Genomic DNA, 23,898 nt, shown 5'->3' with positions numbered 1-23,898 from the left:
GCAGGACTGACAAGTAAAAGAGCTGTGCAGGAGCGCAACAATAGCCAGCGACAGGAGGCTGTCTGTTGCTGGCTATTGGTCATTCGGGTGAGTCGGGCGGTTATTTTTTCTTGCGCGCGTTGGACAGCGCCGCTGCCAGTGCTCCGGCCATGGCGCCCTGGCCTTGCGGCTGTTTGTCGCCAAACGAGGTCCGGTTTTGGCTGCCTCGTTTGGGGCTGTTGTTGCGTTGGCCACTGCGATTGGCTTGTTCAGCGGCTTTTTCATTGGCATCGTCACCCAGGCGCATCGACAGGCCAATACGTTTACGCTCAGGGTCCACTTCCATTACCTTGACCTTGACGATGTCCCCGGCCTTGACGACATCCCGAGGGTCTTTGACATAGTGGTCAGCCAGTGCCGAGATATGTACCAGGCCATCCTGATGGACGCCGATATCCACAAAGGCACCAAAGGCGGCAACGTTGGTAATGACACCTTCGAGCACCATATTGGGTTTCAGGTCGGAGATTTTTTCGACACCTTCCTGGAATTCGGCAAAGCGGAATTCCGGGCGCGGGTCACGTCCCGGTTTTTCCAGCTCTGCAAGAATATCTTTCACCGTCAGCAGCCCGGCGTCAGCACTGACAAACTGCTCGGCATTGACCGATTTGAGGAAGGAGTGGTCTCCGACCAGGCTGCCGATATCCTTGCCAAAGTGCTTGGCGATATTGTTCACCAGCGGGTAGGACTCAGGGTGAACCGCCGAGGCATCGAGGGGGTTGCTGCCGTTCATGATGCGCAGAAAGCCTGCCGCCTGTTCGAAGGTTTTGGCTCCCAGTCGCGGCACCTTGGCCAATTCCTTACGGCTGTTAAAGGCACCGTTTTCGTCCCGGAAGGCAACGATATTATTGGCGAGGGTGGTGTTCAGACCGGAAATCCGGCTGAGCAGTGGTGCTGATGCTGTGTTCAGGTCGACGCCGACCGAGTTCACACAGTCTTCCACAACGGCATCCAGCGAGCGGGCCAGATGACTTTGGTTAACATCGTGCTGGTACTGGCCAACGCCGATGGATTTGGGTTCGATTTTGACCAGCTCGGCCAGAGGGTCCTGCAAGCGTCGGGCAATGGAGACAGCGCCACGAATGGTGACATCGAGGTTCGGGAATTCCTTGGCAGCCAGCTCGGAGGCGGAGTACACCGAGGCACCGGCTTCGTTGACCATGATTTTTTGCACTTTCTGGCTGGCATCCAGTGCCGGGTTGATCTTTCTCAGCATATCGCCAACAAACTTGTCGGTTTCCCGGCTGCCGGTGCCGTTGCCAATCGCAATTAACTGCACGCCGTGTTTTGCAATCATGGCCATCAGGATGGCTTCAGATTCGGCAAATCTGTTTTGCGGAGGCGTGCAGTAAATCGTGCTGTAATCGACCACCTTGCCTGTGGCGTCAACCACCGCAACCTTCACGCCGGTGCGCAAACCCGGGTCGAGGCCCATGGTGTTTTTGGCACCAGCGGGCGCAGAAAGCAGCAAATCCTTGAGGTTGTCGGCAAAGACCTTGATGGCGCCTTCTTCGGCCTTTTCGCGTAATTGCCCGACCAGTTCGGTTTCAAGGTGGGTCAACAGCTTGATGCGCCAGGTCCACTTGACGACTTCGGCCAGCCAGCGATCGGCGGCCCGGCCTGCGTTCTTGAGCTGGAAATGACCGGCAATCATGGCTTCACACGGGCTACCAGCCAGCTTGTCTTCCAGCTCTGCTTGGGTGACCAGCGAGAAACCCAGTATGCCTTCGTTACGGCCGCGCAGAATCGCCAGCGCACGGTGACTCGGCACGTTTTTTAACGCTTCATCGTGTTCAAAATAGTCGGCGAACTTGCTGCCTTCGGCTTCTTTACCAGCAATCACCCGGACCGACAGGATAGCTTCCTGTTGCAGAAACTGGCGGAGCTTGGCCAGCAGGTCGGCATCTTCGGCGAAGCGTTCCATCAGGATATACCTGGCACCATCCAGTGCGGCCTTGGTGTCGGCGATGCCCTTGTCGGCGGAGACAAACGCAGTGGCTTTAGACTCGGGGGTCAGGTTCGGATTATCCAACAGACGTTCGGCCAGTGGTGCCAGTCCGGCTTCGATGGCGATCTGGCCTTTGGTGCGGCGTTTTTTCTTGTAGGGCAAGTACAGGTCTTCGAGCCGGGTTTTGGTATCGGCAGTCAGCAGCTCCCGCTGTAGTTCCGGGGTCAGCTTGCCCTGCTCACCAATGCTTTTCAGGATGCTGTCGCGACGATCTTCCATCTCGCGCAGATAACGCAATCGCTCTTCCAGATTACGCAGCTGGGTGTCATCCAGTGCTCCGGTGACTTCTTTCCGGTAGCGGGAAATAAACGGTACGGTGGCACCTTCATCCAGCAAGGCAACGGCAGCCGATACCTGTTGCGGACGGATATTGAGTTCTTCGGCAAGGCGTTGGCCTATGGATTCGAGCAGCATGTGGTGGTCGGACCTCGGTCAGGTTGGTTAAGGGTGGATTTTGGATGGTCAGGCGACAGTATAAACAATATCATCCATCAACATGTAACCCCTCTCGGCCCTCTGGTAACCGTTTGCAGGCTTGACATTCTACACGCTTATTCTTATGGAGCTATATCGGCAATGGAAACAACCTTACCCTACAATAGCCAGAAACCAATCCGTATTTTTGGTATGAATTCACGGAAAGATTTATCAGTATTGTTATTTATTTTAGTAGCATTTTTGTTTGTAGTAGGTTTGTTGGCTAAATATTTGTCTGGAGGCAGCACATTTACTGACTACCGTTCGGCATTACTAATGATACAAGTTGGCTTGGCTACTCTTCTTTTGATTATGTTGCGGGGGAGGCTCGAAGTCACAGGAGGACTCTGGCTTTGGGCTGGAGGACTCTGGCTGGGCTTATCTGTGATAGCGACGGCGTTGGCTGACCACGTTTATATCGGTATTTATCGACAGATGGAACTGATGGTGTCGCTGTTGAATATCTGGTTGTTAGGACTTTGTTTTCGGCAATTCAGTACGTTACGGGACTGGGTAACGATCGGGATACTGCTGGCTATTTGCTTGACCTGGATGATTAACCTGTTTTTGTTTCTCAGTCTTGATCGACCTTTTCAATACAGTTGGAGTAGAGGCGGGCCAGCATATTCTCATATTCGTCACTGGGGAGATGTTGCGGCAGTGGGTGTTGTGCTTGGTTGCTACTTTTTATCACATGGAAAAACCTGGAGTCGGTTGTTCGGAGCTCTGGCTTTGTATTTGTCGGCGGTTGCTGTGTTGTTTTCGGCTGGACGAGCAGCGTGCGCCGCAGCTTTACTAGCACTTATTCTGATTGCCTGGTTGCATCGTCGGCAACGTGGTGCGCTGTTAATTTTGGCGATTTTAATTGGTCTGGCTGCATATACAGCAATATTATTAACTCCGGATGCATTTGTTCGCGGATGGAGTGGTGTTTGGAGAATAGTTGGAGCTTTGGGTTATTCTGACTCAGGAGAAGGAAGTTTCAGTAGTGGGCGTACCGTTATTTGGGAGGCTGTCCTTGGTCAAATGACAGGACAGCATTGGTTCGGTAGTGGCCCGGATTCTTACCATTATATGAATCCATTTCCTTTTGGTCAGGCACCACATAATACTCTGCTTGAATTTGCACTGAATTGGGGTTGGCCTGCAGCAATGATTTCATTTATCTGGTTGTGCTGGGTGGGCATACGAGGCTTAGTTCATGTCAGGCAGGCAGATATGAAGTCTGTATTACCTGTAACAGTTTATTGGGCGATCGCTTATGGTGTTCTGTTTCTACAAGGGCTGGTTTCAACAACGTTTCATGAACCATCCAGTATGCTGCTGCTGGTAGCTTCCATGGCAATGATCTGGTCGACTCCAAACCGTACGACTACACGCTATTACTCACGCTTTAAAGGGAGTGCTGTGATTCTTGTATTTTTGATGCTAGTTATTGGAGTCAACCAGCAGTATCTCAGAGTTATCGATTTTAACCAGCGTATTGTCTCCAATAAAACCATCACAGACCAGGACATTGAGTGGGTGAAAAAGCACCCTTATTTACTTTCAGGTATATGGACCATCTTGAATGGTGGAGAACGCTATTCAGAAACAGAAGCGCTTGAATTGGCTAACTGGTTGGAGCCAAGAATAGAAAAACAGATTCATAAAGTGATTGCCTGGAAATCTGGTTTTTGGCGGAAGCAAGGCAATTTTCATAAAGCGGAGTCTGAGCTTGAGCGGGCCATTGCCAGCCGGCCATTGTTGGGACTAACCCCTGGCCTATTGGAAGTGTGTTATCTGGCCGGTGTTTTGGAATGGCATCACTCTTGTGTTGCAGCAAACGAATACGGACAAACCAAGGCGGAAGAAATAAGAATCAGGCGATTACTCGGTTACTAACCAATTAATCCTTGTATTTAGCTGATGTTGGGTAGTGGCCTTAAGGCATTCCCCTATTTCTTTGTTTCGCCCCTCTCTGGCGGCTTTGTTGCGTATGTTCCATCCCCCGCCTTGCATAGTGATGGCGGGTTTTTGATGATAGATTCAACGAGTTAGGTAAAACCCGTCCCATTCCATCTGTGCGCTCTCTGCTCTGTTCCGGTGTCGTATCGGATACGCCGCTGGGCCATGTTGTCTGAATATTGAATAACCGAGGTGAAGTTCTTGATCTGGTTTCTTGAAGGTCAATCGAGTCAGCGCGATATCATTACCGGCGCTCGCGATGCCTTGCCTGTGGATGTCACTCTCTTGGCTTCTCATCGTGGTGATCGTCCGGAAATTACCGGTCTGGCGGATGTGTCGTTACGTGAGCCGAAGGATAGTCCAGACAAAATTGACTGGGTAATTGACACCGCTCTGGAGCATGGCGTCCAGGTATTGCTGGCCGGACGTAATTGGCAGCTGTTTGAGACGGCTCGCGATCGCTTTGAAGCACATGGCTTGCAGCTGATTACCGGTGGCATGTCGTTGGAGACCTTCCGTCTGGTCGATAACAAAAGCCTGTTTACTGCTGCTGCTGAGCGTGCCGGTTTGGCCTGTGTGCCGGCGGTGACGGTGACGACGGCAGAGGAATTGGCGCAGGCGTATGCTGACATGTCGGTTTACGGTGAAGTCTGTATCAAGCCTGCCATCGGTATTTATGGTCAGGGCTTCTGGCGTTTTCGGGAAGGTGTGGATGCCTTTCGCTGTTTTGCGAATCCGGATGCCCGTGAAGTCAATTTTGAGGCCTATTTACAGGCCTATGGTCTGGATACCCAACGTGCCCCGATGTTGGTGATGCCGTATATGGCGGGCAGCGAGTGTTCGGTTGATATGGTGTGTGAAGCAGGGGTGGCGGTAGCCTATGTTGGCCGTCGCAAACAGGGCTTGTACCAGACCTTTGAGCGTGAGTCGGCAGCGGTTGAGCTGGCACTCAAGGCCGCTGCTCATTTTGGCTGCGATGGTCTGGTGAATGTACAGACTCGTGACGATGACAACGGCCAGCCGCATCTTCTGGAAATCAACCCGCGTTATTCCGGTGGTATCGGTTACACCCGGCTCACCGGGGTCAATTTACCCGGCATCTGGGCCTGTCGCCGCCTGGGTTTGCCAGAGCCTGTGAGTGATTGGCTCCCGAATCTCAAGGTAAAAGTCGTCAGTGTGGCTTTACCATTGACGGCAGGCTGAGTTGGAATCACCGCCGGGGTTGCAATTGGCCGGGGTTTGTCTCCATGCTTCAATCCGGCAAACAGGATCAGGGAGTGAGTATTGATGCGGGAATTGGTCGTTGGTGCCAATGAAGGGCTGCCAGTCACAGACATTCGGCTAACCCTGGACAGCAAACAAGGTGGCGCGCTGGGACGTAACGCCGGGTTGGCGTTATTGCCGCTTGACGCAAAACACCTGCCGACCGGTGCACCTTCCTTGTACCGGCTCACCCAGCCCTGGATGCAGTGGCACGAGGAGGGTGACTCACTGCGGTGTGAGGTCGATCTGGCGCAATTACCTGCCCGAAGTGACCGGCTGTTGCTGGTGGTGTACACCTTTGCGGCAGTGGGGCCAGTGGCTGAGCTGGAGCGTGTACACTTGCGGATTGCGGATATCATCTCTTATAAACTGGAGCTGCAGGATTCGGGTGATGCTGCCATGGTCATTGGCGAATGTTACCGCCGTGGTGCGCAGTGGAAATTCCGGGCGCTGGCGGAAGGTTCTGCTTATGGCCTCGCAGCGTTCGGGCGTCGTCTCGGGTTAACCATTGATGATCACCATCCGGACCGGTCGCATGAAGTCGCTGGGGCGGAAGCGGGCAGGGCCGCTGCCGGTGTGGCAACAGGCACTGGTTTTGCGGTTTCCTCCCGACATATCCTGACCTGTGCTCATGTGATTGAAGATCGCCAGGATATTCATATAACGTCCTTTGACGGGCGTTATCGTGCTGAGCCAGTGATGGTCGATCGCCGTAATGATATCGCGTTATTACGTATCCAGCAGGAGCCCGGGTTGCAGCCCGTGTGCTTCCGTGACGATGTGCGCTGCCATCTTGGTGAAACGGTTGTCGCACTGGGTTTTCCTCTGGCCGGTTTTGCTGGTGGCGATGTTCATGTTACACAAGGGGGCATTTCGGCGCTGTTTGGTGTCCATAACGATGCCAGCATCCTGCAGTTCACCGCACCGATTCAGCCAGGCTCCAGCGGCAGCCCGTTATTCGATAGCAACGGAGCCGTCGTGGGTATGGTGACTTCAAGTATCAGTGATGCACAAAATATGAATTTTGCCGTCAAGGCCGCTTTGTTACAGGCCTTTTTGCACGCTTGCCGGGTCGAGGTGTCCACCATGACAAGCGCCACCACTCTGACCACGGCCGATATGGCACGAGTGACACAACCTTCCTTATGGAAGATTGAAGCACGCGGCAGCTAAATACATCTTGCTGACCCCGGCCACCGTGTTGTGTGCTGTGGTTGGTACTCTGGGAATAAAATCATGGAAAGTACCGCAGTAAAACACGCTTTGAGTGCCCAATTAATGCGCGGGTTGCTCGAAGTTAATGTGGACGATGCACGTATCGATCCCGACGAGTTATTCGGTTTTGCCGAGCGGCGCAACCCGAAGCGGGCATTTCTGTTTGTCTCTCGGGTGTTAGGTCGTCATATTCCGGTACGCCCGGCGCAGATGGAAGCCGCTTTTACCAAATTGGCGGCGCAGATTCCGGATGACTTGCCCGGCCCGGTGCTGGTGATCGGCATGGCTGAAACCGCCGTTGGTCTGGGAGCCGGTGTCCATCGCGCCTACAGCGCGACACGGTCGGATGCAATTTATCTGGTGACGACCCGCCATCCGGTCGGGGATGACATTTTTACCCGCTTTGAAGAAGAGCACAGCCATGCCAGTGCCCATCTGATTCATCGGCCGGTGGATGCTGATATTCGGGATGCCATGTTGCAGGCCCGTTCGCTGATATTGGTCGACGATGAAGCCTCAACCGGCAAAACCTTTATCAACCTTTATGAAGCGCTGATGGCATCCGGGCTGTCGCATATTGAGCGGGTGGTGACCTGTGTCTTGACGGATTGGTCCGAAGGCGCCGTGCAAAACAGGATTGCAGCCCCGACCGATCAGGTCTCGCTGTTGCAGGGCTCTTACCGATTTATTGAAGATATTACCGCCCCGTTGCCAGAGATGCCGGATGTTGAAACGGTAGCGGCCGGAGAGTGGCTCTTGTCGCCGGAGCATGACTTTGGCCGTTTGGGTGTACGCCATGTCGACGACACGCTGGCGCCTGGGTTGCAAATCAAGGCCGGAGAACGGGTGCTGGTGGTTGGCACCGGAGAATTTGTCTGGAAACCGTTTTTACTGGCGGAACGACTGGAACAAGCCGGTGCCGATGTGCATTATGGCTCGACTACCCGTTCGCCCATTGCTATCGGTCATGCTATCGAACATGCGTTATCCTTTCCGGACAACTACGGTCTGGGTATTCCCAATTTTATCTATAACGTCCGTCCGGGCCAGTTTGACCGGGTGCTGATTTGTACCGAGACTCCGGCAGAGGCTGTTCCCGCTCTGTTGATAGATACTCTGCAAGCCGAGGTAGTGGTCAATGAGTAATACGCGTCCGCTGGTTTTTGTCGATCTTGATGACACCCTGTTCCAAACCGCTCGCAAAATGCCACCCGACAGCCCGCGTCACCCTGCCACCCTGGATGTGCACGGCCAGCCCAATGGTTATATGACGCCGGTACAGCAGGCTTTTGTGCAATGGCTGCTGGCCACCGCCGACGTCGTGCCGGTGACGGCGCGCAGCGTAGAGGCCTACCGCCGGGTGCAGATTCCGTTTGTCCATGGTGCCGTGTGTGCCCATGGCGGCGTGATCCTGACGCCGGATCATCAGCTGGAGCCACAATGGCAGGCACAGATGACCGATCGTCTGTCAGCCTTTCAGTCACGGCTGCAGCAGCTGAGCGCCGCCACCTTGTCTATTGGCGAGGCGCTGGGTTTCTCACTCAGAGGCTGGGTGGTCGAAGAAGAAGGCTTGCAACATTACGTCGTCACCAAGCATAACGAACAGGACGATGCGGTACTTGCACAGGTGTTAGCCGAAGTGCAGCGCCGCGGTTTGCTGGAAGGTATGCACGTACATGCCAATGGCAATAATCTGGCTTTCTTGCCCCAAGGGCTGGCCAAACAGCTGGCGGTGCAGGAATGGCTGCAGCGGGACCGGGCCATCAATGGCGACCGTCCGGTATTGGGGTTTGGTGACAGCCTGACCGATTTGGGTTTTATGAGCGAATGCCACTGGTGGGCCACCCCGGCCCGAGGGCAGTTGGCACGGGTGGTGGAGGACCAGATTCATGAGTGATGTGTTTAATGCACTTCACACCGTTGGCAGTGGCAGTTATCTCGCTGACGATGTGCATTTTTTATTGCAGCCCTGTCAAATTGAGCCAACCGACGTGGCTGAGAAAGAGCGTCTGATTCAGACCAATCAGAAGCATTATTCAGAAATGATCAGTCGGGAAGACGCACCAACCGACATTCATATCACCCTGTATGAGCGAGCGCTGAAACAGAATGGCGCTCGTATGGCTGCCGATGTTCAGGCATTGGCCGAGGCTTTGAACACTGGCTGTCCAGGCGGCGCGGTGGTGCTGGTATCGTTTGTTCGGGCCGGTTTGCCGCTGGGCGTATTATTACGTCGGGCACTGCTGGCGCTGGGGCGCGAGGCTTATCACTACGGCATCAGCATTGTGCGTGATCGTGATATAGACCGTGTGGCGCTGGAAGCCATTATTACCGCGCACTGTGCCGACAACCTGATCTTTGTAGATGGCTGGACAGGAAAAGGAGCCATCGCCGGTGAGCTGCAGCGCAGCCTTGGGGATGATCCACGTTTTGTTGGTGGGCCACGTATGGTGGTATTGGCCGACCCTTGCGGTCATGCCTGGCTGGCGGCATCGGCGGAAGATTGGGTGATCCCGTCCGGTATTCTGGGTGCCACTGTGTCGGGTCTGGTGTCCCGTTCCATCTGGCCGGCGGATGGTGGCTTGCACGGTTGTATGCGCTGTGATCATTTACAGGCCTTTGATGTTACCCGTGCGTTTGTTGACCGGATTGAGGCTGAGCGCCAGCAACTGGGGCCTGTGACGGCCGCAGTTCCTTGGAGCGATACGCAACGACAACAGCTGCAAACTGCCGCCACTGGTGTTGTCAGTACACTGGCTAACCGCTTCGGCATCACCAATATGAACCGCATCAAACCGGGTATTGCCGAGGCCACTCGGGCGGTACTGCGACGCGTGCCCGAACATGTACTGGTACGGGACAAGAACGACAGCGACGTCCGCTTGTTAATGCATCTGACTGAACGTGCCGGTGTCACCGTCGAGGAAGTGGGCGATGCCCTTGGTCCCTATCGGGCTGTAACCATTATCCGGAGCGTGAATCAATGACACGAGTGTCACCCTATGCCCTGGGGGCGACTCTTTATATGCCCGCCACTCGTGCGGACCTCGCCGATGTTATCTGCCACTGCAAAGTGCCTGAACTGCGGTCGTTGGTGATTTGTCTGGAAGATGCTGTGGCCGACAGCGATGTGGATATTGCGCTGCGAAACCTGGAACAGTTGCTGCTGCAATTACATCAACAAAAGCAGCCGTTTTATCCGCCGGGCCAGCCGAGCAGGCAGCCATTGCTGTTTGTGCGCCCGCGTAATGCCGAGATGGCAGCACGCTTGAGTGAATGGCCATTGATATCCGAAATCGACGGTTTTGTGATTCCGAAGCTGACGCTTGATAATTTACCGGTTTGGGAGCAAGCACTGGCTCACCCGGATTTATTGCTGATGCCAACACTGGAAACACCAGAAACCTTTAATCCTGCCGCCATGGTGGAACTGGGTGAAGCCTTGAAAGTCCGGCTGGGGGAGCGGATTGTGGTGCTGCGTATCGGCGGCAACGACCTGATGGGCTGTTTGGGGCTGCGCCGCAACTCGACCACAACCCTGTACAGCACGCCCATGAGTTATCTGATCCCGATGGTGTCCGGCGTGATGGGCTCTTTGGGTTTCTCTCTCTCCGCGCCCGTATTCGAGCAGCTGGCTTCCCCGCAGTTATTGCAGCAGGAACTGGATCTGGATATCGCCCATGGCATGGTCGGTAAAACCGCTATTCACCCCTGTCAGATCACTTTGATTCACGACCGTTTCCGGGTCAATCTTGAAGATCTGAATGCTGCCAGGATGATAGTGCAAGACCAGGCGCCAGCGGTCTTTCGCCATAACGATGCCATGTGTGAGCCTGCCACTCACCAGAAATGGGCGCGTGGTATTCTGGAGCGTGCCAAGTGGTATGGGGTAAAACCGCAGGAAACCATTAGTCAGGATGGGCCGCTCGGTCTGACCGAATCGCGCTGCTAGCCGCATGGTCAGGTCGCGTGGTTAACCTCAGTATTGGGTCGATAGCGTTGAGAACTGTTGTAGCTTTCACCGGTCACAGTTTTGTTGCTACCCGTATGGTTGAATGGTAATAACAACATCACATGTCTGTGCCAGAAATGACACATGAGATTAATTATCTTATCACTATCTTGTATGGCAGCATGGTCGGCCACTGCCACAGCAAGCATCCAACAGGATGCCGGTGGCACAGATACCCACTCAGATGATGAGCAAGGAGCAAAATAATGGCACTGACTCTAACGAAAAACCAAAGCATCTCCCTGGAAAAAACAGCCGGAAGTGGCCTGAGCAATATCTCGCTTGGGCTGGGATGGGACCCGGTCAAAGCAACCGGTTTCTTCGGCAAGTTAATGGGCGGCGGTGCCATTGACCTGGATGCCTCCTGCATCGTGCTGGATGACCAGTTGCAATCCATCGATCTGGTGTGGTTCCGCCAGCTGAAATCAAAAGACGGCTCAATCCAGCATTCTGGCGACAACCGTACCGGTGAAGGGGATGGTGACGACGAAAGCATCTCTGTTGATTTGAAGAGCCTGCCAGCGGCTGCCAAACACCTGGTGTTTACCGTTAACAGTTTTACCGGCCAGAACTTCGAAAAAGTAGAAAACGCCTACTGTCGTATCCTGAATCGCAGCAACAACACTGAGCTGGCCCGTTTTAACCTTTCCGAAAAAGGTCAGCACACCGGTATTGTGATGGGGTGTCTGAGCCGCGACAGCAGTGGCTGGCAGTTCAAGGCAATCGGACAAGTAACCAATGGCCGTACGGCAGACGATCTGGTTAATCTGGCCATGCAGGCGGTACGTGGATGAGTGTATTGGTGCCAGGCGCCAATGCGCCAGTCGCCACGGGAGAGTTACGGGTGGATATCCGCTATTCACCATTACCCGGAGCCGACATTGATATTTCTGCCTTTGTATTGAATGCCGCGCACAAGGTACGTGGTGATGGCGATATGTGCTTTTATGGTCAGCCCGATATTCTGGCCGGGGCCGTTCGTATGACCCAGGCTGATGCCGGTCATGCCGTGTTTTTTCTGGACCCGGGACAGCTACCGGCAGAAGTTGAAAAAGTGGCTTTTACCGCCACGATTCACGCCAACAAGGCGCGTTTTGATGCCGTCTCGCAACTGACGCTGGCAATCAGTGGTGGTATCAGCGCCGATATTCCGACATCCGGCATGCAGGAAACAGCACTGATTCTGGGGGAGTTTTACCGTCGCCAGGGCAGTTGGAAATTTCGTTGCGTGGCTCAGGGGTTTGCCGGTGGCCTGGAGCCGCTGGCAGAACACTTTGGTGTGGATGTCGCGGCCCCAGAGCCTGAGCCGGCTCCAACCCCGGCTCCGGCTCCGGCGGCACCAAAATCCACGGTGAATCTGAGCAAGGTGACGCTGGATAAATCCCGTTCCAGTATCAGCCTGGAAAAATCCACCGCGGGTTTTGGCGAAATACGGGTCAACCTGAACTGGAACAAAAGCAGCTCTGGGGGTTTCTTCTCCAGCAGCAAAGCGATCGATCTGGATGTGGGTTGCCTGTTTGAACTTCAGGATGGCCTCAAGGGTGCGGTACAGGCTCTGGGAAATGGCTTTGGAGATCTGCAGGGTGAACCCTATATCCAATTGATGGGTGATGATCGTACTGGCTCGGTGGATGGTGGCGAATGGCTGCATATCAACGGCCAGAAATGGCACCTGATCCGGCGTATTCTGGTGTTCGCCTTTATTTACAAGGGCGCACCCAACTGGGAAAAAACCGACGGGGTGATCACCATCTATATCCCTGGCCAGCCGGATATTGAAGTGCGTATGAATGAAGAAGGCGGCCGTCATGGCATGTGTGCTGTTGCCATGCTGGAAAACGATAACGGTGCGGTCAAAGTGACCCGTTGCGTGGATTTCCACAAAGGCCACCGGGATCTGGATCAGGCCTACGGCTGGGGAATGCGCTGGTCGGCCGGATCAAAATAAATAATCGCAGCGACGCTGTGTTTTTTCACAATGAGGAATACAACATGTTGGGATGGCTGAAAACAAATGTGTCGATGGCACGGGACAAGCTGACGACCGAAGTTTCGAAGTTCAAGAACAAGGACTTTATGGAAGCAACCGCCACTGCCTGCGCCATGATTGCCGCCGCGGATGGTGATATTTCTTCCGCTGAAAAAATGAAAATGACCGGGTTTATCAACAACTCGCCAGAGCTCAAGGCCTTCAATCTCAATGACGTTATCAACGTGTTTAACGACGCTTGTGGCAAGTTTGAGTTTGACTATCAGATTGGTCAGGCGGAAGCGTTGAAAACGATCAACAAAATCAAGAAAGACGATGGTGCCGCACGTTTGCTGGTGCGGGTTGCCTGTGCCATTGGTGCCTCGGATGGCAGTTTTGATGATCAGGAAAAAGCCGCTTGTCGTTTGATTTGTTCGGAGCTGGGCCTGAATCCGGCTGATTTCGAGCTTTAGGCTTTACCTGCGCTGCGACGAAGACAGTCCTGCTGGCACCGTCTTTGTTGCCATCACGCAAGAGTGGTGCGGTATCATCCGAGAGGTTGATAAACCGTAAATAAAAATTATGGGCAAGTGAGTAATTTATTCATTCATCTTGTCCATGACACCAGCGACGCAGAAAGTATGCGTTATGACCTGGCCAACGATGCATTAACGGAAACTGCCATGAATTTTGCGGCATCGCATCGTAACAATGGCGAGTGGACATTTTATGCGCTTGGCCATGAGCATGCAGCAAGACGGCATGTCCTGGCCAAGGGTCAGGTATGAAATTTTGATTGGTTAATTGACTGAATAAGGAATAAAAAAATGGCTATAAGTCTGTCTAAAGGCGGTAACGTTTCCCTGTCAAAAGAAGCACCAGGTCTGACTGAGGTGGTGGTTGGTCTTGGTTGGGACCCTCGTGTTACTGACGGTACTGAATTCGACCTGGATGCCTCCGTGTTTATTACCGGTGAAAATGGCAAGGTACTGGGCGATACCAGCTTTATTTTCTACAACAACAAGGTATCAACGGATGGTTCGGTTGAACACATGGGTGACAACCGTTCAGGAGAAGGTGATGGCGACGACGAAAAAGTCACCGTTAAACTGACCTCTCTGGCGGCGGATGTGAAAAAACTGGTGTTTGCTGTCACAATTCACGAAGCAGAAAGCCGCAAGCAAAACTTCGGTCAGGTTTCCAACGCGTATATCCGTGTTGTAAACAAAGCCGACGGCAAGGAAATTGCCCGTTACGACCTGTCTGAAGATGCATCTACCGAAACGGCCATGATCTTTGGCGAACTGTATCGCCATGGCAGCGAGTTCAAGTTCAAGGCCATTGGTCAGGGTTTTGCCGGTGGTCTGAAGCCTCTGGCGGAAGCACACGGCGTTAACATCGGTTAATCGACCGTTGCGGAGCATCCTGTCCAGGTTTGGAAGCGGGTCAGCTACTGGCCTTCTTCTGTTTCTTCAGTCACCCTGCCGGGTGGCTGAGCTTGATCCATTCGTGATCATCCGCTTGACATATCAACTATCGAATATAACCAGGGAAAGGTATGGGCCTCCGTTTCAGAAAGCGTATTACCATCATGCCGGGCGTGCGCCTGAATCTCAGTGGTTCCGGCGTCAGTACGTCCATTGGCCCTCGAGGGCTGAGTCTGACACTGGGACGTCGAGGTACTTATATCAATGCCGGATTGCCGGGTACCGGTCTTTATTACCGTACCCGAATCGATAATAGACAATCCTCCGCTGCCGCTGCTGGTTCCAACCCCGTCGACTACCCTGATACCGTGAATATTCAGGTTGATGATGATGGCTTGTTACGACTGACCGATGAGCATGACCAACCCTTGCCCGCCAAAGCAGCCAGACAGGTCAAGACTCACCAGGCCGAGACCATCCAGACATTACTGGAGCAGGCCGCAGAACGTATCAATACCGAGCTGAATGCTTGTTTGGGGGTACATCTGTTAACGCCCAAACCGGGTACTCCGCCAGCTTTACCGGCCCCCTTTGCTATTGATGAACCATTGCCGCCGGTGATCGAAGAGCCGGGCTTGATGGATAAACTGTTATTTCGACAAGACAGCATTGAACAGAGTAATCAGCAGGCGCTGGCGAGTTATCAGCAAGAACTGGCGCAGTGGCAGCAGCTGCGTGATGATCATGAGCAGGAATGTGCCGAAGTTGAAAAAGCCTTTCGGCTGGCGGCCCAAGGATTCAGTGCCCATATGGAAACGGCGCTGGACTATGTCCTCAGCGGCATTGCCTGGCCGAAAGAAACCTTGATTGAGTATGAATTTAACCATGATGTAACCGGCATTGCCCTGGATGTTGATTTGCCGGATGAAGGCGATGTACCCCAGCGGATGGCCGAGGCGCGGGGCAACGGCAAGTTATCATTCAAAAAACGCACCGATGCCCAGGGGCGGCGTGATTTTATCCGACTGTGCGCCGGGTCGCTGTTTCGGGTCACTGGCGAAGTGTTTGCATTGTTTCCGGGTATTCAGCGTTGTCTGATTTCTGGTTATATCCAGCGAGCCAATCCTGCGACCGGGGTTGTGGAGGATCAATACGTCTTGTCCGTGCTGATTCAGCGGGAGCAATGGCAAATGCTGGATTTTGATCGGCTGGAAGACATCGACCCCGTGGCGACCCTGCAAGCGTGTGGTGTCAGAATGGCCCGTGACCGCTCCAGCCGACTGAAAGAAATAGAGCCTTTGGCGCGAGACGTTCTGGATATAGGCTAGGCTGAGAATGTTGGCGTTGGCGTTGTTTGACAGTGCTGCGGCAACAGGCGCCATAAGCAATAAAATAAAAAAGGGGCGCTACCAGTAATGGTAGCGCCCCTTTTATTTTATCGGACTGTGTTATTGAGCATTCAGCGGCAAGGCAGTCTTACAGCTGAGGGCCCGCCGCCAGAATGGCGTCGGAAACATCGTATTTCTTGAAGTTTTCAATAAACTGGCTCGCCAGCTGGCGTGCCGCTGCATCAAACTTGTCCTGGTCAGCCCAGGCTTTGGTTGGATTCAGCAATTTGGTTTCTACACCAGGCAGTTCGGTTGGTACACGAAGGCCAAAGACTGGCAGCTCTTCGGTTTCAACGTCACGCAGCACACCAGACTGAACAGCAGAGATCACTGCACGCGTGGTTGGAATGCTGAAGCGCTCACCACCGGCACCGTTTGAACCGCCAGTCCAACCTGTGTTGACCAGGTAGACCTGAGAGTCGAATTCCGTCACACGTTTCATCAGCAGTTCCGCGTATTCGCCTGCTGGACGTGGGAAGAAGGGTGCACCAAAACAGGTAGAAAAGGTGGATTTCAGACCTTTTACGCCACCCATTTCCGTTGAACCAACCAGAGCTGTGTAACCGCTCAGAAAGTGGTAAGCCGCTTGTTCCTTGGTCAGGACAGATACCGGTGGCAATACACCGGTCATATCACAGGTCAGGAAGACGACCGCTTTGGGTTCGCCAGCCATGTTCTCAACAACACGTTTCTCAACGTGGGTCAGCGGGTAAGCACAACGGCCGTTTTCGGTCAGGCTGGTGTCGTTGTAGTCTGCCACTCGGGTTTGCTTGTCGATCACCACGTTTTCCACGATGGCGCCAAAGCGGATGGCATCCCAGATAATGGGTTCGTTTTTCTGTGACAGGTCAATGGTCTTGGCGTAGCAGCCACCTTCGATATTGAAGACAGTGCCCTTGCCCCAACCGTGCTCGTCATCACCAATCAGGAAGCGACCCGGGTCAGCAGACAGGGTGGTTTTACCGGTACCGGAGAGGCCGAAGAACAGGCAAACATCGCCGTCGTCACCAACGTTGGCAGAGCAGTGCATTGGCAGCACGTCTTTTTCTGGCAACAGGAAGTTCTGTACACCAAACATGGCTTTTTTCATTTCGCCAGCGTAACGCATGCCTGCAATCAGTACTTTGCGTTGGGAGAAGTCGACAATAACGCAGCCATCGGAGTTGGTGCCATCACGTTCCGGTACGCACTCGAAGTTGGCAACGTTCAGGATTTGCCATTCTTCCTTGTCTGAAGGGTTGTAGCTTTCCGGCAAGATAAACAGGTTGCGACCAAACAGGTTCTGCCAGGCAGTCTGGGTCGACATTTTGACCGGCAGGTAGTGCTGCGGGTCAGAACCAACATGAACATGGGAAACAAAGCTGTCTTGCTGGGCCAGGTATTCTTCTACGCGGTCCCACAGGGCATCGAATTTATCGGCATCAAATGGGCGGTTGATATTGCCCCAGTCGATTGCATCCTTGCTGCTTGGTTCTTCTACAATGAATTTGTCCATTGGAGAACGGCCAGTACGAGCGCCGGTTTCTACTACCAGTGCGCCGTTATCTTGCAATAGGCCTTCGCCGCGGGCAATGGCTTGTTCTACCAGAAATGGAGTAGATAAATCCGTGAATACAGTGGTCATATCGATACCCTGATGGGTCCTCGCAGTTGTGGTCGGCAATAGTAGCCGTTACCAAAATTCGTACACCCGTCTGTGTGTGCTGCAGACGATACTCGATCAATGAGACTGCGCAAGTATGCCAGAAAATGCCGTTTGCGCTAAGTCTCCTCTTTATGGGTCAGCTTAATAACCCGCATAAACAGGGGCTATATTTGCTGATTCTTCGGATTATTTGTGGGGTTCCAGATCATTGTAACAAATGTAACAGCGACCTGGCAGGCAGTAATTTAATGCAAATTGTTTTCAGGGAACAGCTCTGCCATATCATGTTGGCCGAATTCGTAGTGTTGGTGGCAAAATTCACAGTCGACCGAAATGCTACCGGATTCTTCCATCATTTCGGCTAACGCCTGGTAGCCAACCTGATGCAGGGCGTTGGCCAGCCGGTCACGGGAACAGGTACAGGCAAACGACAGCGGCGTGGCGGGATACACCCGGACATCCTCTTCGTGATACAGGCGTTGCAATAGCAGATCATTGTCCAACTCAAGGAGTTCTTCATCCTTGATGGTGGCGGCGAGGTGAGAGACCCGGTCCCAGGCATCCTGGTCAATGGTTTGCTGCTCGTCGCTGTGTTGCTGGCTGGCGGGTAGTTTTTGCAGCATAAAGCCAGCGGCCCGGGTGCCATCACTGCAGAGCCAGAAGCGTGTGGGCAGTTGTTCTGACTGGCTGAAATAGTCTTCCAGTGCGGTGGCTATATCGCCTTGGGGAATGGCAGTAATACCCTGATAACGCTGGCCTTGCTCCGGCTCCAGGGTGATAACCAGCTGGCCTTCCGTTGCAAAGGTCAGGGTTGCTTCTGGCTGATCGCTGTCATAGCGGGCAATCGCCCGCAGCTCTCCCAGTTCATTGGTTTCTGCCTGCAACAGGGAGATAGCCCCTGGCAGGCGTATTTGCAGGGTTAGCCGGCCTTTGAACTTGAGGCTGGCACTCATCAATGCGGTGGCGGCGAGTAACTGGCCCAGGGCTACCCGGATAACGGGCGGGCAGTCGTGGCGATTCAAGATTGCCTCGTAAGTGGCATTGAGATGGGCGACCTCTCCACGAATCGGGGCGGCATCAAACGAAAATCGCTGCAATTGATCAGCACTGGGGTATGACATATCGGTGTACCTGTAACGTTCAGCCAAGATCCTGATGGACCTGCTCAAAACGGCGCATGTCGCGGCGCTCTTTTTTGTTGGGTTTGTGGTCTGGGGTGGGCATGGAGGCACGTAACGCCCGGCGTTGTTCGGAGTTGTCCATGCGTCGCTTGATGCTGGCCGGGGTTTCTTCATACAGCAGCCGTGCTTCCGGGGCTCCCCGGCGCTGGTCAGACAAGGTGGTGATAATCACCTCTTTTTCGTCAAAGCCCTGGCGAATGGTCAGCCTGGCACCCGCATCGGCCAGTTTGCTGACCTTGCAGCGTTGGCCGTCGTAGTGAACCTTGCCGCCTTCAATGGCGTGTTTGGCCAGTGCCCGTGTTTTGAAAAAGCGGGCGGCCCAGAGCCATTTGTCGAGGCGGACTTTGGTGGAGTTGTCAGTCACGGTGGGTAGTGTCCTGTGCGTCAAATACCAGTTCGTCAAAATGTAGAATGCCGGGAAACCGGTTTTGCAACACCGGCTCGCGCTGGCTGTCAGGGTGATGGATGGCCAACAGATAATGAATGCCCCAGCGCTGGGCTGATTCTAGCACAGCCATACTGTCATCAATCAGCAGGGTACGCTGCGGGTCGAACGGCTCGTCTTGCTGCAAATGCTGCCAGAAGGCCTGTTGTTCTTTGGGTTCCCGGTAGTCGTGGGAGCTGATGATGCGGTCAACGTATTGATCCAGCCCGGTGTGGTGCAGTTTGAGTTCCACACTGTCGCGGTGAGCATTGGTGACAATGACCTTGCGTTTGCCCTGCTGTGCCAGGGCGTTGAGAAATTCGCGCACAAAAGGCCGGAAGCCGATTTTGCTGGCGACGTCTTTTTTCAACTCCGCGATCGGCAATCCGGTCAGATTGCTCCAGTGATCGAGGCAATACCAGTTGAGGGTACCGCGCAGGCCGATAAAGCTGCTGCTCAGTTCCGTCAGGGCGGCGGCCTTGTCGATGCCCTTGTGGCGGGCATACTGCTCGGGCAAATGTTCCAGCCAGAAGTAATTATCAAAGTGCAAGTCCAGCAGGGTACCGTCCATATCCAGTAGTACGGTGTCAATTTGTTGCCAGTCGATCGGGCGCATAGGGTTATACTCAACAGATTTTCAGCTATTTAAACAGGCCTGACATGGATAAAAAACCTCAGATCCTGCATCGCTCGCTGGTCGCCCAGAGTCGGCTGTTCCGGGTTGAATCGATGGCGTTGCGTTTCAGCAACGGTGTGGAGCGCACTTATGAACGGTTGATGCCCGGTGGCCCGGGTGCGGTGATGATGGTGGCGCTGCTGGATAACGACACCGTGGCACTGATCCGGGAGTATGGCGGTGGTATTGAAGATTACACGCTGACCTTGCCAAAAGGTGCGGTCGACCTGGGTGAAACAATACGGGAAGCCTGTCACCGCGAGCTGCAGGAAGAAATTGGTTATGGCGCGCGCGAGTTTGTCTTCCTTAAACGATTGAGTCTGTCACCCAGCTATATGAGTGGTGGCATCGATGTGGTGCTGGTGCGGGATTTGTACCCATCACGGCTGGAAGGCGACGAGCCGGAGCCTTTGGAGCTGATCCCCTGGAAACTGAGTGACCTGCTGTCGTTGTATCAGCGCGACGACTTTTCCGAAGGCCGGGCGGTGGCAGCGCTGGCGCTGGCGCAAGCCTACCTGGCCGGTGACTACGACGGCGAAGTGCTGCCAACCTGAGTGCTTGCCGGGGCCAGCTGTTCCGGCAGCAGCTCCACCAGCGCGGCACGTAACGTTGCCATGCGGATGGGTTTGCTGACAAAACCGTTCATGCCAGCGCTCAGGCAGCGTTGGCGGTCTTCCATCATGGCATTGGCGGTGAGTGCCAGAATAGGGATTTGGCTCTCATCGCCAGAGAGCTGGCGTATATGCCGGGTCGCCTGGATACCATCCAGCACCGGCATATTGATATCCATCAGAATCAGATCGAAGGCGTCCTGTTTCAGTGCCTGTAACGCCTGGCGACCATCACTGACCACCACACACTCAAGCCCGAGTTTTTCCAGCATGCGCGAAGCAACACGCTGATTCACCTCGTTGTCCTCCGCCAGCAGGATACGGCCAGACAAGGCGGGTGATTGCTGCAGGGATGGCCGCTTGGTCACGGCCGGCGGCTTGGCGGCCTGCAAGGGGAGTTGCAGGGAGAAGGTGCTGCCCACCCCGGGGCTGGATTCCAGTTCCACATCCCCATTCATGGCGGATGCCAGGTGGCGACAAATAGTCAGGCCCAGACCGGTGCCGCCATAACGACGACTGGTGCTGCTATCAGCCTGGCGGAAGGCGGAGAACACCTGCTCTTTCTTGCTCTGGGAAATACCAATGCCGGTATCGGTGACGGCAATGCGGATATCGTACAGCGCCCCTTCGGTCTGCTTGCCGGTGACTTGCACTTCTATCTGGCCGTAGTCGGTAAATTTGATGGCGTTACTGATCAGATTGGTGATGATTTGACGGATACGTTTGGGATCGCCCTTCCAGTATTGTGGAATATCACCGTCGTAATAATAAATAAACGTCAGACCCTTGCGTTTGACCGGTTCATCGAACAGCCGTTTGAGGTCACTGAGTTGCTGGTTGAGGTCAAAATCGATCTGCTCCAGCTCCAGGTTGCCGGATTCAATTTTCGACAAGTCCAGAATGTCGTTAAGGATCTCCAGCAGTGACTGCGATGAGGTATGGACAATATCGAGATAATGACGCTGCTCGGTTGTCAGGTTGGAATCCAGAATCAGTTCCGTGGCACCCAGAATACCGTTCATGGGGGTGCGGATCTCATGGCTCATATTGGCCAGGAAAATGGATTTGGAATGGTTGGCCTGTTCCGCCTGGGTCAAGGCTTCCCGGATGCGGCTGTTGGCGGTTTCGAGTGCCTGCCGGTTGGCTACGGATTCGGTGATATCCAGTCCAGCCAGCAACACCTGTCCCTGGGAGGTATTGGCACTGGTCAGTCGTGTCATGCGCCAGCTGATAATGTGCTCTTTGCCGGTCGATGACAGCACCGGAAATTCCAGCGACAGGTTGCCATTATGACGACTGAGCAGATTTTGCCATTCGCGCTCAACGGTGGAGGTCGCCTGCTGCGGAATCAAATAGCTGAACGGGTAACCGTTGATCTGGTCTTCCGGTATTTGCAGCAGCTGCTGGGCCTGCAGGTTAACCCGTGTCACATGGCCGTTTTCATCACAGATAATCAGCAGGGTCTGCATGGTATTGATATACGTCGATAACCGCTGCTGCTCTTCGCGGAGCTGCGCTTCCATAAAATAGCGCTGGGTAATGTCGTCTCCGGTGACCAGCAGCCAGACCTGATCGCCATCATTCTGCTGCCAAAGGCGGACTTGCATGGCCCAACGGCCCCATTCGCCGTAGCGGTCGAGCAGACTGGCTTCAAAATCGACCATGGAGCGGGTGCTCAAGGACTGATCTATTTTTTGCTGAATCAACTCGCGCTCATTACGGCGTTGGATACTGGACAGATAAGAGCCGGGGCAAAGGTCAAATAATTGCTGGAAGTTCGGGTTGGCATCCAGGATCAGCTGTTGGGCATTCACCCTCAGCACGATGCCGCTGACATGCTCCCAGGTGAACCCTTGTTGCAGCAACTGCTGTTTATAATGATTGGTCACCGGGCGAGTCAGATAATGACTGATCAGGCCGATGCCCGAGCCCACCACAAGCAAGGCCAATATGGCCACCCCTGCCAGTATTTTCAGGGTGACGACGTCTGGCTCTCCTCGGGCGAGCAAAAAAGCCGTTACTCCCATAATGGCACTGATGCCCGCTACCAGAGCGGTAGAGGTCAGTAGTAACTGTTGGCCAGGACTAAACGACATCTGGATTCCTTGAAGTGATACGACCAGGTACAGCAACAACAGTGAAAAGCGGTTAACTGTATCGATGGGGCTCTGAGTATCAAGTATAGGCGTATTTGCCTCAGCAGCCCGCGTAATCTCCTATCCTGACAGGCCTTGCTGACAGAGTGAATAGTGCACCGATGTCGTTATCATGACGTTGGTCATTATGCGTCCATTGATGACGGAGTTATTGCCCGCCGCCGGTAGCGATAAGCACATAGACTACCACTTAAAACAGACTGACGAGCAAGGGTAACACCACAGCATGCAGAGTCGCCGTCAGTATCATCGCGGTGATGGCATAGGCTGCTTCCCGCTCCCCCAGATCCAGTGCCCGACTGGTGCCAATCGCATGAGCACAGACCCCCAGCGTAATACCAACGGTTTCTGGCCGCTGGATACGCATCAGCGTCAGAATCGGCAAAATCATGATGACCCCCAACAAGCCAGACAAAATCACAAACGCCGCCGCCAGTGACGGATCACCACCGAGTTGACCGGTAATGGCAACCGCCACCGGTGTGGTAATGGACTTGGTCAGCATGGTTTGTGACAGCATGGGATCACCGATCCACCAGCTGGTCAGCCACCAGGCGCAGGCGACGGTGGTGGCACTGCCCAGTGTGACGGCCAGAGCAATACGGAGGGCATCCTGACGTAATGCCCTTAACTGCAGGAACAGAGGTACTGCAAGCATCACAATCAGCGGTTGCAGCATATCGTGCAAATAGTGCCCGCCTTCCATATACGTTGTGTACGGCGTATCGGTCAGTTTCAGCGTCACCACCACCAGCCCGATACCGGTCAGAATCGGTGGCAACAGCACCAGATTACCGGTTAACCGATAGACCTGCTGACCGAGCAAAAAAGCACCGATGGTCAGCGCCGTCCAGAACAGAGGGGTTTGCAGCAATATCATCATGAACGTTTTCCTCTGGACATAATCCAGCCACATACCAGTGTGCCGGGAATCAGACTGATGGCCAGAATCAACAGCAGTAGCAGCCCATGCTCGCGCACCAGTTGTTCATGGGTGATCACTCCCACGCTCACCGGAATCAGGAACAACGGCAAAATCGGCGCAAGTGACTGGGTAATGCTGGTCAATGCTGCAGGCACCTTGCGCTGGCTGATCAGAAAAACCAGCAACAGCAACATACCGATAATCGAAGGAGGAATAGGCGCCGACGTCCAGTGTTGAACGAGCGTCCCGGCCATTAAAAAGGCCAACAGAATCAGCAGTCCAGTCATAAGCGGTCTTCCGAACGGAGCGGCATAAAAAACCGGGTTTTTATTGATATTATCAGGCAGAAAATCATGAGCAGAAATAACGCTCTCGGCAATAATGTCAGAGCGCAAACAGTACCATTAACCACCAGAAGCACGCTATATTTTGTTGATAAGGCAATCTAACCGATTGATTTGTTAAAGAAAAAATAGCGCATTAAACACTGCTGCCAGGATACGGAAATCCCTGTTGCCACGGCACCGGGACACCT

At 54.0% G+C, this 23,898-nt stretch carries 21 protein-coding genes and 1 pseudogene; 14 read left to right on the top strand and 8 right to left on the bottom strand.

Annotation, left to right across the window (positions count from 1 at the left end; all coding sequences use genetic code 11):
• Window positions 1-100 precede the first annotated feature (100 nt).
• Entirely contained in the window at window positions 101-2,461 is a 2,361-nt protein-coding gene (locus Q8W32_RS02275; protein ID WP_305413515.1) for a Tex family protein, read from the bottom strand.
• 162 nt (window positions 2,462-2,623) lie between these two features.
• On the opposite strand from Q8W32_RS02275, the gene Q8W32_RS02270 reads away from it, so the two are divergent.
• The 13 genes and pseudogenes from Q8W32_RS02270 to Q8W32_RS02210 all read left to right on the top strand — a co-directional run bounded on the left by Q8W32_RS02270 (window position 2,624) and on the right by Q8W32_RS02210 (window position 15,685).
• Window positions 2,624-4,408, top strand: a complete 1,785-nt coding sequence (locus Q8W32_RS02270) for an O-antigen ligase family protein (protein WP_305413514.1) — start codon at window positions 2,624-2,626, stop codon at window positions 4,406-4,408.
• 264 nt (window positions 4,409-4,672) lie between these two features.
• On the top strand, window positions 4,673-5,674 hold the full coding sequence (locus Q8W32_RS02265; protein WP_305413513.1) for an ATP-grasp domain-containing protein: 1,002 nt from the start codon (window positions 4,673-4,675) through the stop codon (window positions 5,672-5,674).
• Window positions 5,675-5,758: 84 nt separating this feature from the next.
• Window positions 5,759-6,907, top strand: a complete 1,149-nt coding sequence (locus Q8W32_RS02260) for a trypsin-like peptidase domain-containing protein (protein ID WP_305413511.1) — start codon at window positions 5,759-5,761, stop codon at window positions 6,905-6,907.
• 63 nt (window positions 6,908-6,970) lie between these two features.
• On the top strand, window positions 6,971-8,095 hold the full coding sequence (locus Q8W32_RS02255) for a phosphoribosyltransferase domain-containing protein (RefSeq protein WP_305413510.1): 1,125 nt from the start codon (window positions 6,971-6,973) through the stop codon (window positions 8,093-8,095).
• Window positions 8,088-8,846, top strand: coding sequence for a hypothetical protein (locus Q8W32_RS02250; protein ID WP_305413508.1), 759 nt, complete (start codon window positions 8,088-8,090; stop codon window positions 8,844-8,846). Before Q8W32_RS02255 ends, Q8W32_RS02250 begins: the two co-directional genes overlap by 8 nt.
• Entirely contained in the window at window positions 8,839-9,936 is a 1,098-nt protein-coding gene (locus tag Q8W32_RS02245) for a cysteine protease StiP family protein (protein ID WP_305413507.1), read from the top strand. The genes Q8W32_RS02250 and Q8W32_RS02245 overlap by 8 nt, the downstream gene beginning before the upstream one ends.
• A complete protein-coding gene (locus Q8W32_RS02240) occupies window positions 9,933-10,901 on the top strand; it encodes an HpcH/HpaI aldolase/citrate lyase family protein (RefSeq protein WP_303431129.1) in 969 nt (322 codons plus the stop codon). The genes Q8W32_RS02245 and Q8W32_RS02240 overlap by 4 nt, the downstream gene beginning before the upstream one ends.
• A 266-nt stretch (window positions 10,902-11,167) precedes the next feature.
• Window positions 11,168-11,755 carry a TerD family protein gene (locus Q8W32_RS02235; RefSeq protein WP_303431127.1) on the top strand — a complete coding sequence of 196 codons (588 nt, stop codon included), beginning with the start codon at window positions 11,168-11,170 and terminating at the stop codon, window positions 11,753-11,755.
• Complete coding sequence (locus Q8W32_RS02230; RefSeq protein WP_305413505.1) at window positions 11,752-12,909, top strand: TerD family protein; 1,158 nt, start codon at window positions 11,752-11,754, stop codon at window positions 12,907-12,909. The genes Q8W32_RS02235 and Q8W32_RS02230 overlap by 4 nt, the downstream gene beginning before the upstream one ends.
• Window positions 12,910-12,953: 44 nt before the next feature.
• Window positions 12,954-13,403: a tellurite resistance TerB family protein gene (locus Q8W32_RS02225; RefSeq protein ID WP_303431125.1), complete on the top strand. Its 450-nt coding sequence runs from the start codon at window positions 12,954-12,956 to the stop codon at window positions 13,401-13,403.
• A gap of 111 nt (window positions 13,404-13,514) precedes the next feature.
• A pseudogene (locus Q8W32_RS02220) lies at window positions 13,515-13,718 on the top strand (TerD family protein); the annotation flags it as partial.
• Between the two features lie 39 nt (window positions 13,719-13,757).
• Window positions 13,758-14,336, top strand: coding sequence for a TerD family protein (locus tag Q8W32_RS02215; protein WP_303431124.1), 579 nt, complete (start codon window positions 13,758-13,760; stop codon window positions 14,334-14,336).
• 152 nt (window positions 14,337-14,488) lie between these two features.
• Window positions 14,489-15,685, top strand: coding sequence for a DUF4236 domain-containing protein (locus Q8W32_RS02210; protein ID WP_305413502.1), 1,197 nt, complete (start codon window positions 14,489-14,491; stop codon window positions 15,683-15,685).
• Between the two features lie 148 nt (window positions 15,686-15,833).
• Here Q8W32_RS02210 and Q8W32_RS02205 read toward each other — a convergent pair whose 3' ends face one another.
• The 4 genes from Q8W32_RS02205 to yrfG form a co-directional block, all read right to left on the bottom strand.
• Window positions 15,834-17,375 (bottom strand): phosphoenolpyruvate carboxykinase, encoded by a 1,542-nt coding sequence (locus Q8W32_RS02205; protein ID WP_303431390.1) that lies wholly within the window; start codon window positions 17,373-17,375, stop codon window positions 15,834-15,836.
• Window positions 17,376-17,635: 260 nt separating this feature from the next.
• On the bottom strand, window positions 17,636-18,511 hold the full coding sequence (gene hslO, locus Q8W32_RS02200) for an Hsp33 family molecular chaperone HslO (protein WP_305413500.1): 876 nt from the start codon (window positions 18,509-18,511) through the stop codon (window positions 17,636-17,638).
• A gap of 19 nt (window positions 18,512-18,530) precedes the next feature.
• Window positions 18,531-18,935: a ribosome-associated heat shock protein Hsp15 gene (gene hslR, locus Q8W32_RS02195; protein ID WP_303431121.1), complete on the bottom strand. Its 405-nt coding sequence runs from the start codon at window positions 18,933-18,935 to the stop codon at window positions 18,531-18,533.
• The gene (gene yrfG / locus Q8W32_RS02190) at window positions 18,928-19,611 is read right to left on the bottom strand and encodes a GMP/IMP nucleotidase (RefSeq protein ID WP_303431120.1); all 684 of its coding nucleotides are present in this window, start codon (window positions 19,609-19,611) and stop codon (window positions 18,928-18,930) included. The genes hslR and yrfG overlap by 8 nt, the downstream gene beginning before the upstream one ends.
• A gap of 44 nt (window positions 19,612-19,655) precedes the next feature.
• On the opposite strand from yrfG, the gene nudE reads away from it, so the two are divergent.
• On the top strand, window positions 19,656-20,225 hold the full coding sequence (gene nudE, locus Q8W32_RS02185) for an ADP compounds hydrolase NudE (protein ID WP_305413497.1): 570 nt from the start codon (window positions 19,656-19,658) through the stop codon (window positions 20,223-20,225).
• Here nudE and Q8W32_RS02180 read toward each other — a convergent pair.
• From Q8W32_RS02180 to Q8W32_RS02170, 3 genes are all read right to left on the bottom strand, one after another.
• Window positions 20,198-22,378, bottom strand: coding sequence for a PAS domain-containing hybrid sensor histidine kinase/response regulator (locus Q8W32_RS02180; RefSeq protein WP_305413495.1), 2,181 nt, complete (start codon window positions 22,376-22,378; stop codon window positions 20,198-20,200). The genes nudE and Q8W32_RS02180 overlap by 28 nt on opposite strands.
• 250 nt (window positions 22,379-22,628) lie before the next feature.
• Window positions 22,629-23,321, bottom strand: coding sequence for an LrgB family protein (locus Q8W32_RS02175; RefSeq protein WP_303431117.1), 693 nt, complete (start codon window positions 23,319-23,321; stop codon window positions 22,629-22,631).
• The gene (locus tag Q8W32_RS02170) at window positions 23,318-23,650 is read right to left on the bottom strand and encodes a CidA/LrgA family protein (RefSeq protein ID WP_303431116.1); all 333 of its coding nucleotides are present in this window, start codon (window positions 23,648-23,650) and stop codon (window positions 23,318-23,320) included. The genes Q8W32_RS02175 and Q8W32_RS02170 overlap by 4 nt, the downstream gene beginning before the upstream one ends.
• Window positions 23,651-23,898: the final 248 nt, after the last annotated feature.

The sequence above is a fragment of the Oceanobacter sp. 3_MG-2023 genome, assembly GCF_030688925.1.
Classification (GTDB): Bacteria; Pseudomonadota; Gammaproteobacteria; order Pseudomonadales; family Oceanobacteraceae; genus Oceanobacter.
The sequence above is the reverse complement of the archived record's forward strand: the minus strand, read 5'-3'. Positions and strand labels throughout refer to the sequence as shown.

Coding starts and splice junctions, on each gene's coding strand:
- Q8W32_RS02275 (WP_305413515.1), bottom strand. CDS start 2,461: ATGCTGCTCGAATCCATAGGCCAACGCCTTGCCGAAGAACTCAATATC.
- Q8W32_RS02270 (WP_305413514.1), top strand. CDS start 2,624: ATGGAAACAACCTTACCCTACAATAGCCAGAAACCAATCCGTATTTTT.
- Q8W32_RS02260 (WP_305413511.1), top strand. CDS start 5,759: ATGCGGGAATTGGTCGTTGGTGCCAATGAAGGGCTGCCAGTCACAGAC.
- Q8W32_RS02255 (WP_305413510.1), top strand. CDS start 6,971: ATGGAAAGTACCGCAGTAAAACACGCTTTGAGTGCCCAATTAATGCGC.
- Q8W32_RS02250 (WP_305413508.1), top strand. CDS start 8,088: ATGAGTAATACGCGTCCGCTGGTTTTTGTCGATCTTGATGACACCCTG.
- Q8W32_RS02245 (WP_305413507.1), top strand. CDS start 8,839: ATGAGTGATGTGTTTAATGCACTTCACACCGTTGGCAGTGGCAGTTAT.
- Q8W32_RS02240 (WP_303431129.1), top strand. CDS start 9,933: ATGACACGAGTGTCACCCTATGCCCTGGGGGCGACTCTTTATATGCCC.
- Q8W32_RS02235 (WP_303431127.1), top strand. CDS start 11,168: ATGGCACTGACTCTAACGAAAAACCAAAGCATCTCCCTGGAAAAAACA.
- Q8W32_RS02230 (WP_305413505.1), top strand. CDS start 11,752: ATGAGTGTATTGGTGCCAGGCGCCAATGCGCCAGTCGCCACGGGAGAG.
- Q8W32_RS02225 (WP_303431125.1), top strand. CDS start 12,954: ATGTTGGGATGGCTGAAAACAAATGTGTCGATGGCACGGGACAAGCTG.
- Q8W32_RS02215 (WP_303431124.1), top strand. CDS start 13,758: ATGGCTATAAGTCTGTCTAAAGGCGGTAACGTTTCCCTGTCAAAAGAA.
- Q8W32_RS02210 (WP_305413502.1), top strand. CDS start 14,489: ATGGGCCTCCGTTTCAGAAAGCGTATTACCATCATGCCGGGCGTGCGC.
- hslO (WP_305413500.1), bottom strand. CDS start 18,511: ATGTCATACCCCAGTGCTGATCAATTGCAGCGATTTTCGTTTGATGCC.
- yrfG (WP_303431120.1), bottom strand. CDS start 19,611: ATGCGCCCGATCGACTGGCAACAAATTGACACCGTACTACTGGATATG.
- nudE (WP_305413497.1), top strand. CDS start 19,656: ATGGATAAAAAACCTCAGATCCTGCATCGCTCGCTGGTCGCCCAGAGT.
- Q8W32_RS02180 (WP_305413495.1), bottom strand. CDS start 22,378: ATGTCGTTTAGTCCTGGCCAACAGTTACTACTGACCTCTACCGCTCTG.
- Q8W32_RS02175 (WP_303431117.1), bottom strand. CDS start 23,321: ATGATGATATTGCTGCAAACCCCTCTGTTCTGGACGGCGCTGACCATC.
- Q8W32_RS02170 (WP_303431116.1), bottom strand. CDS start 23,650: ATGACTGGACTGCTGATTCTGTTGGCCTTTTTAATGGCCGGGACGCTC.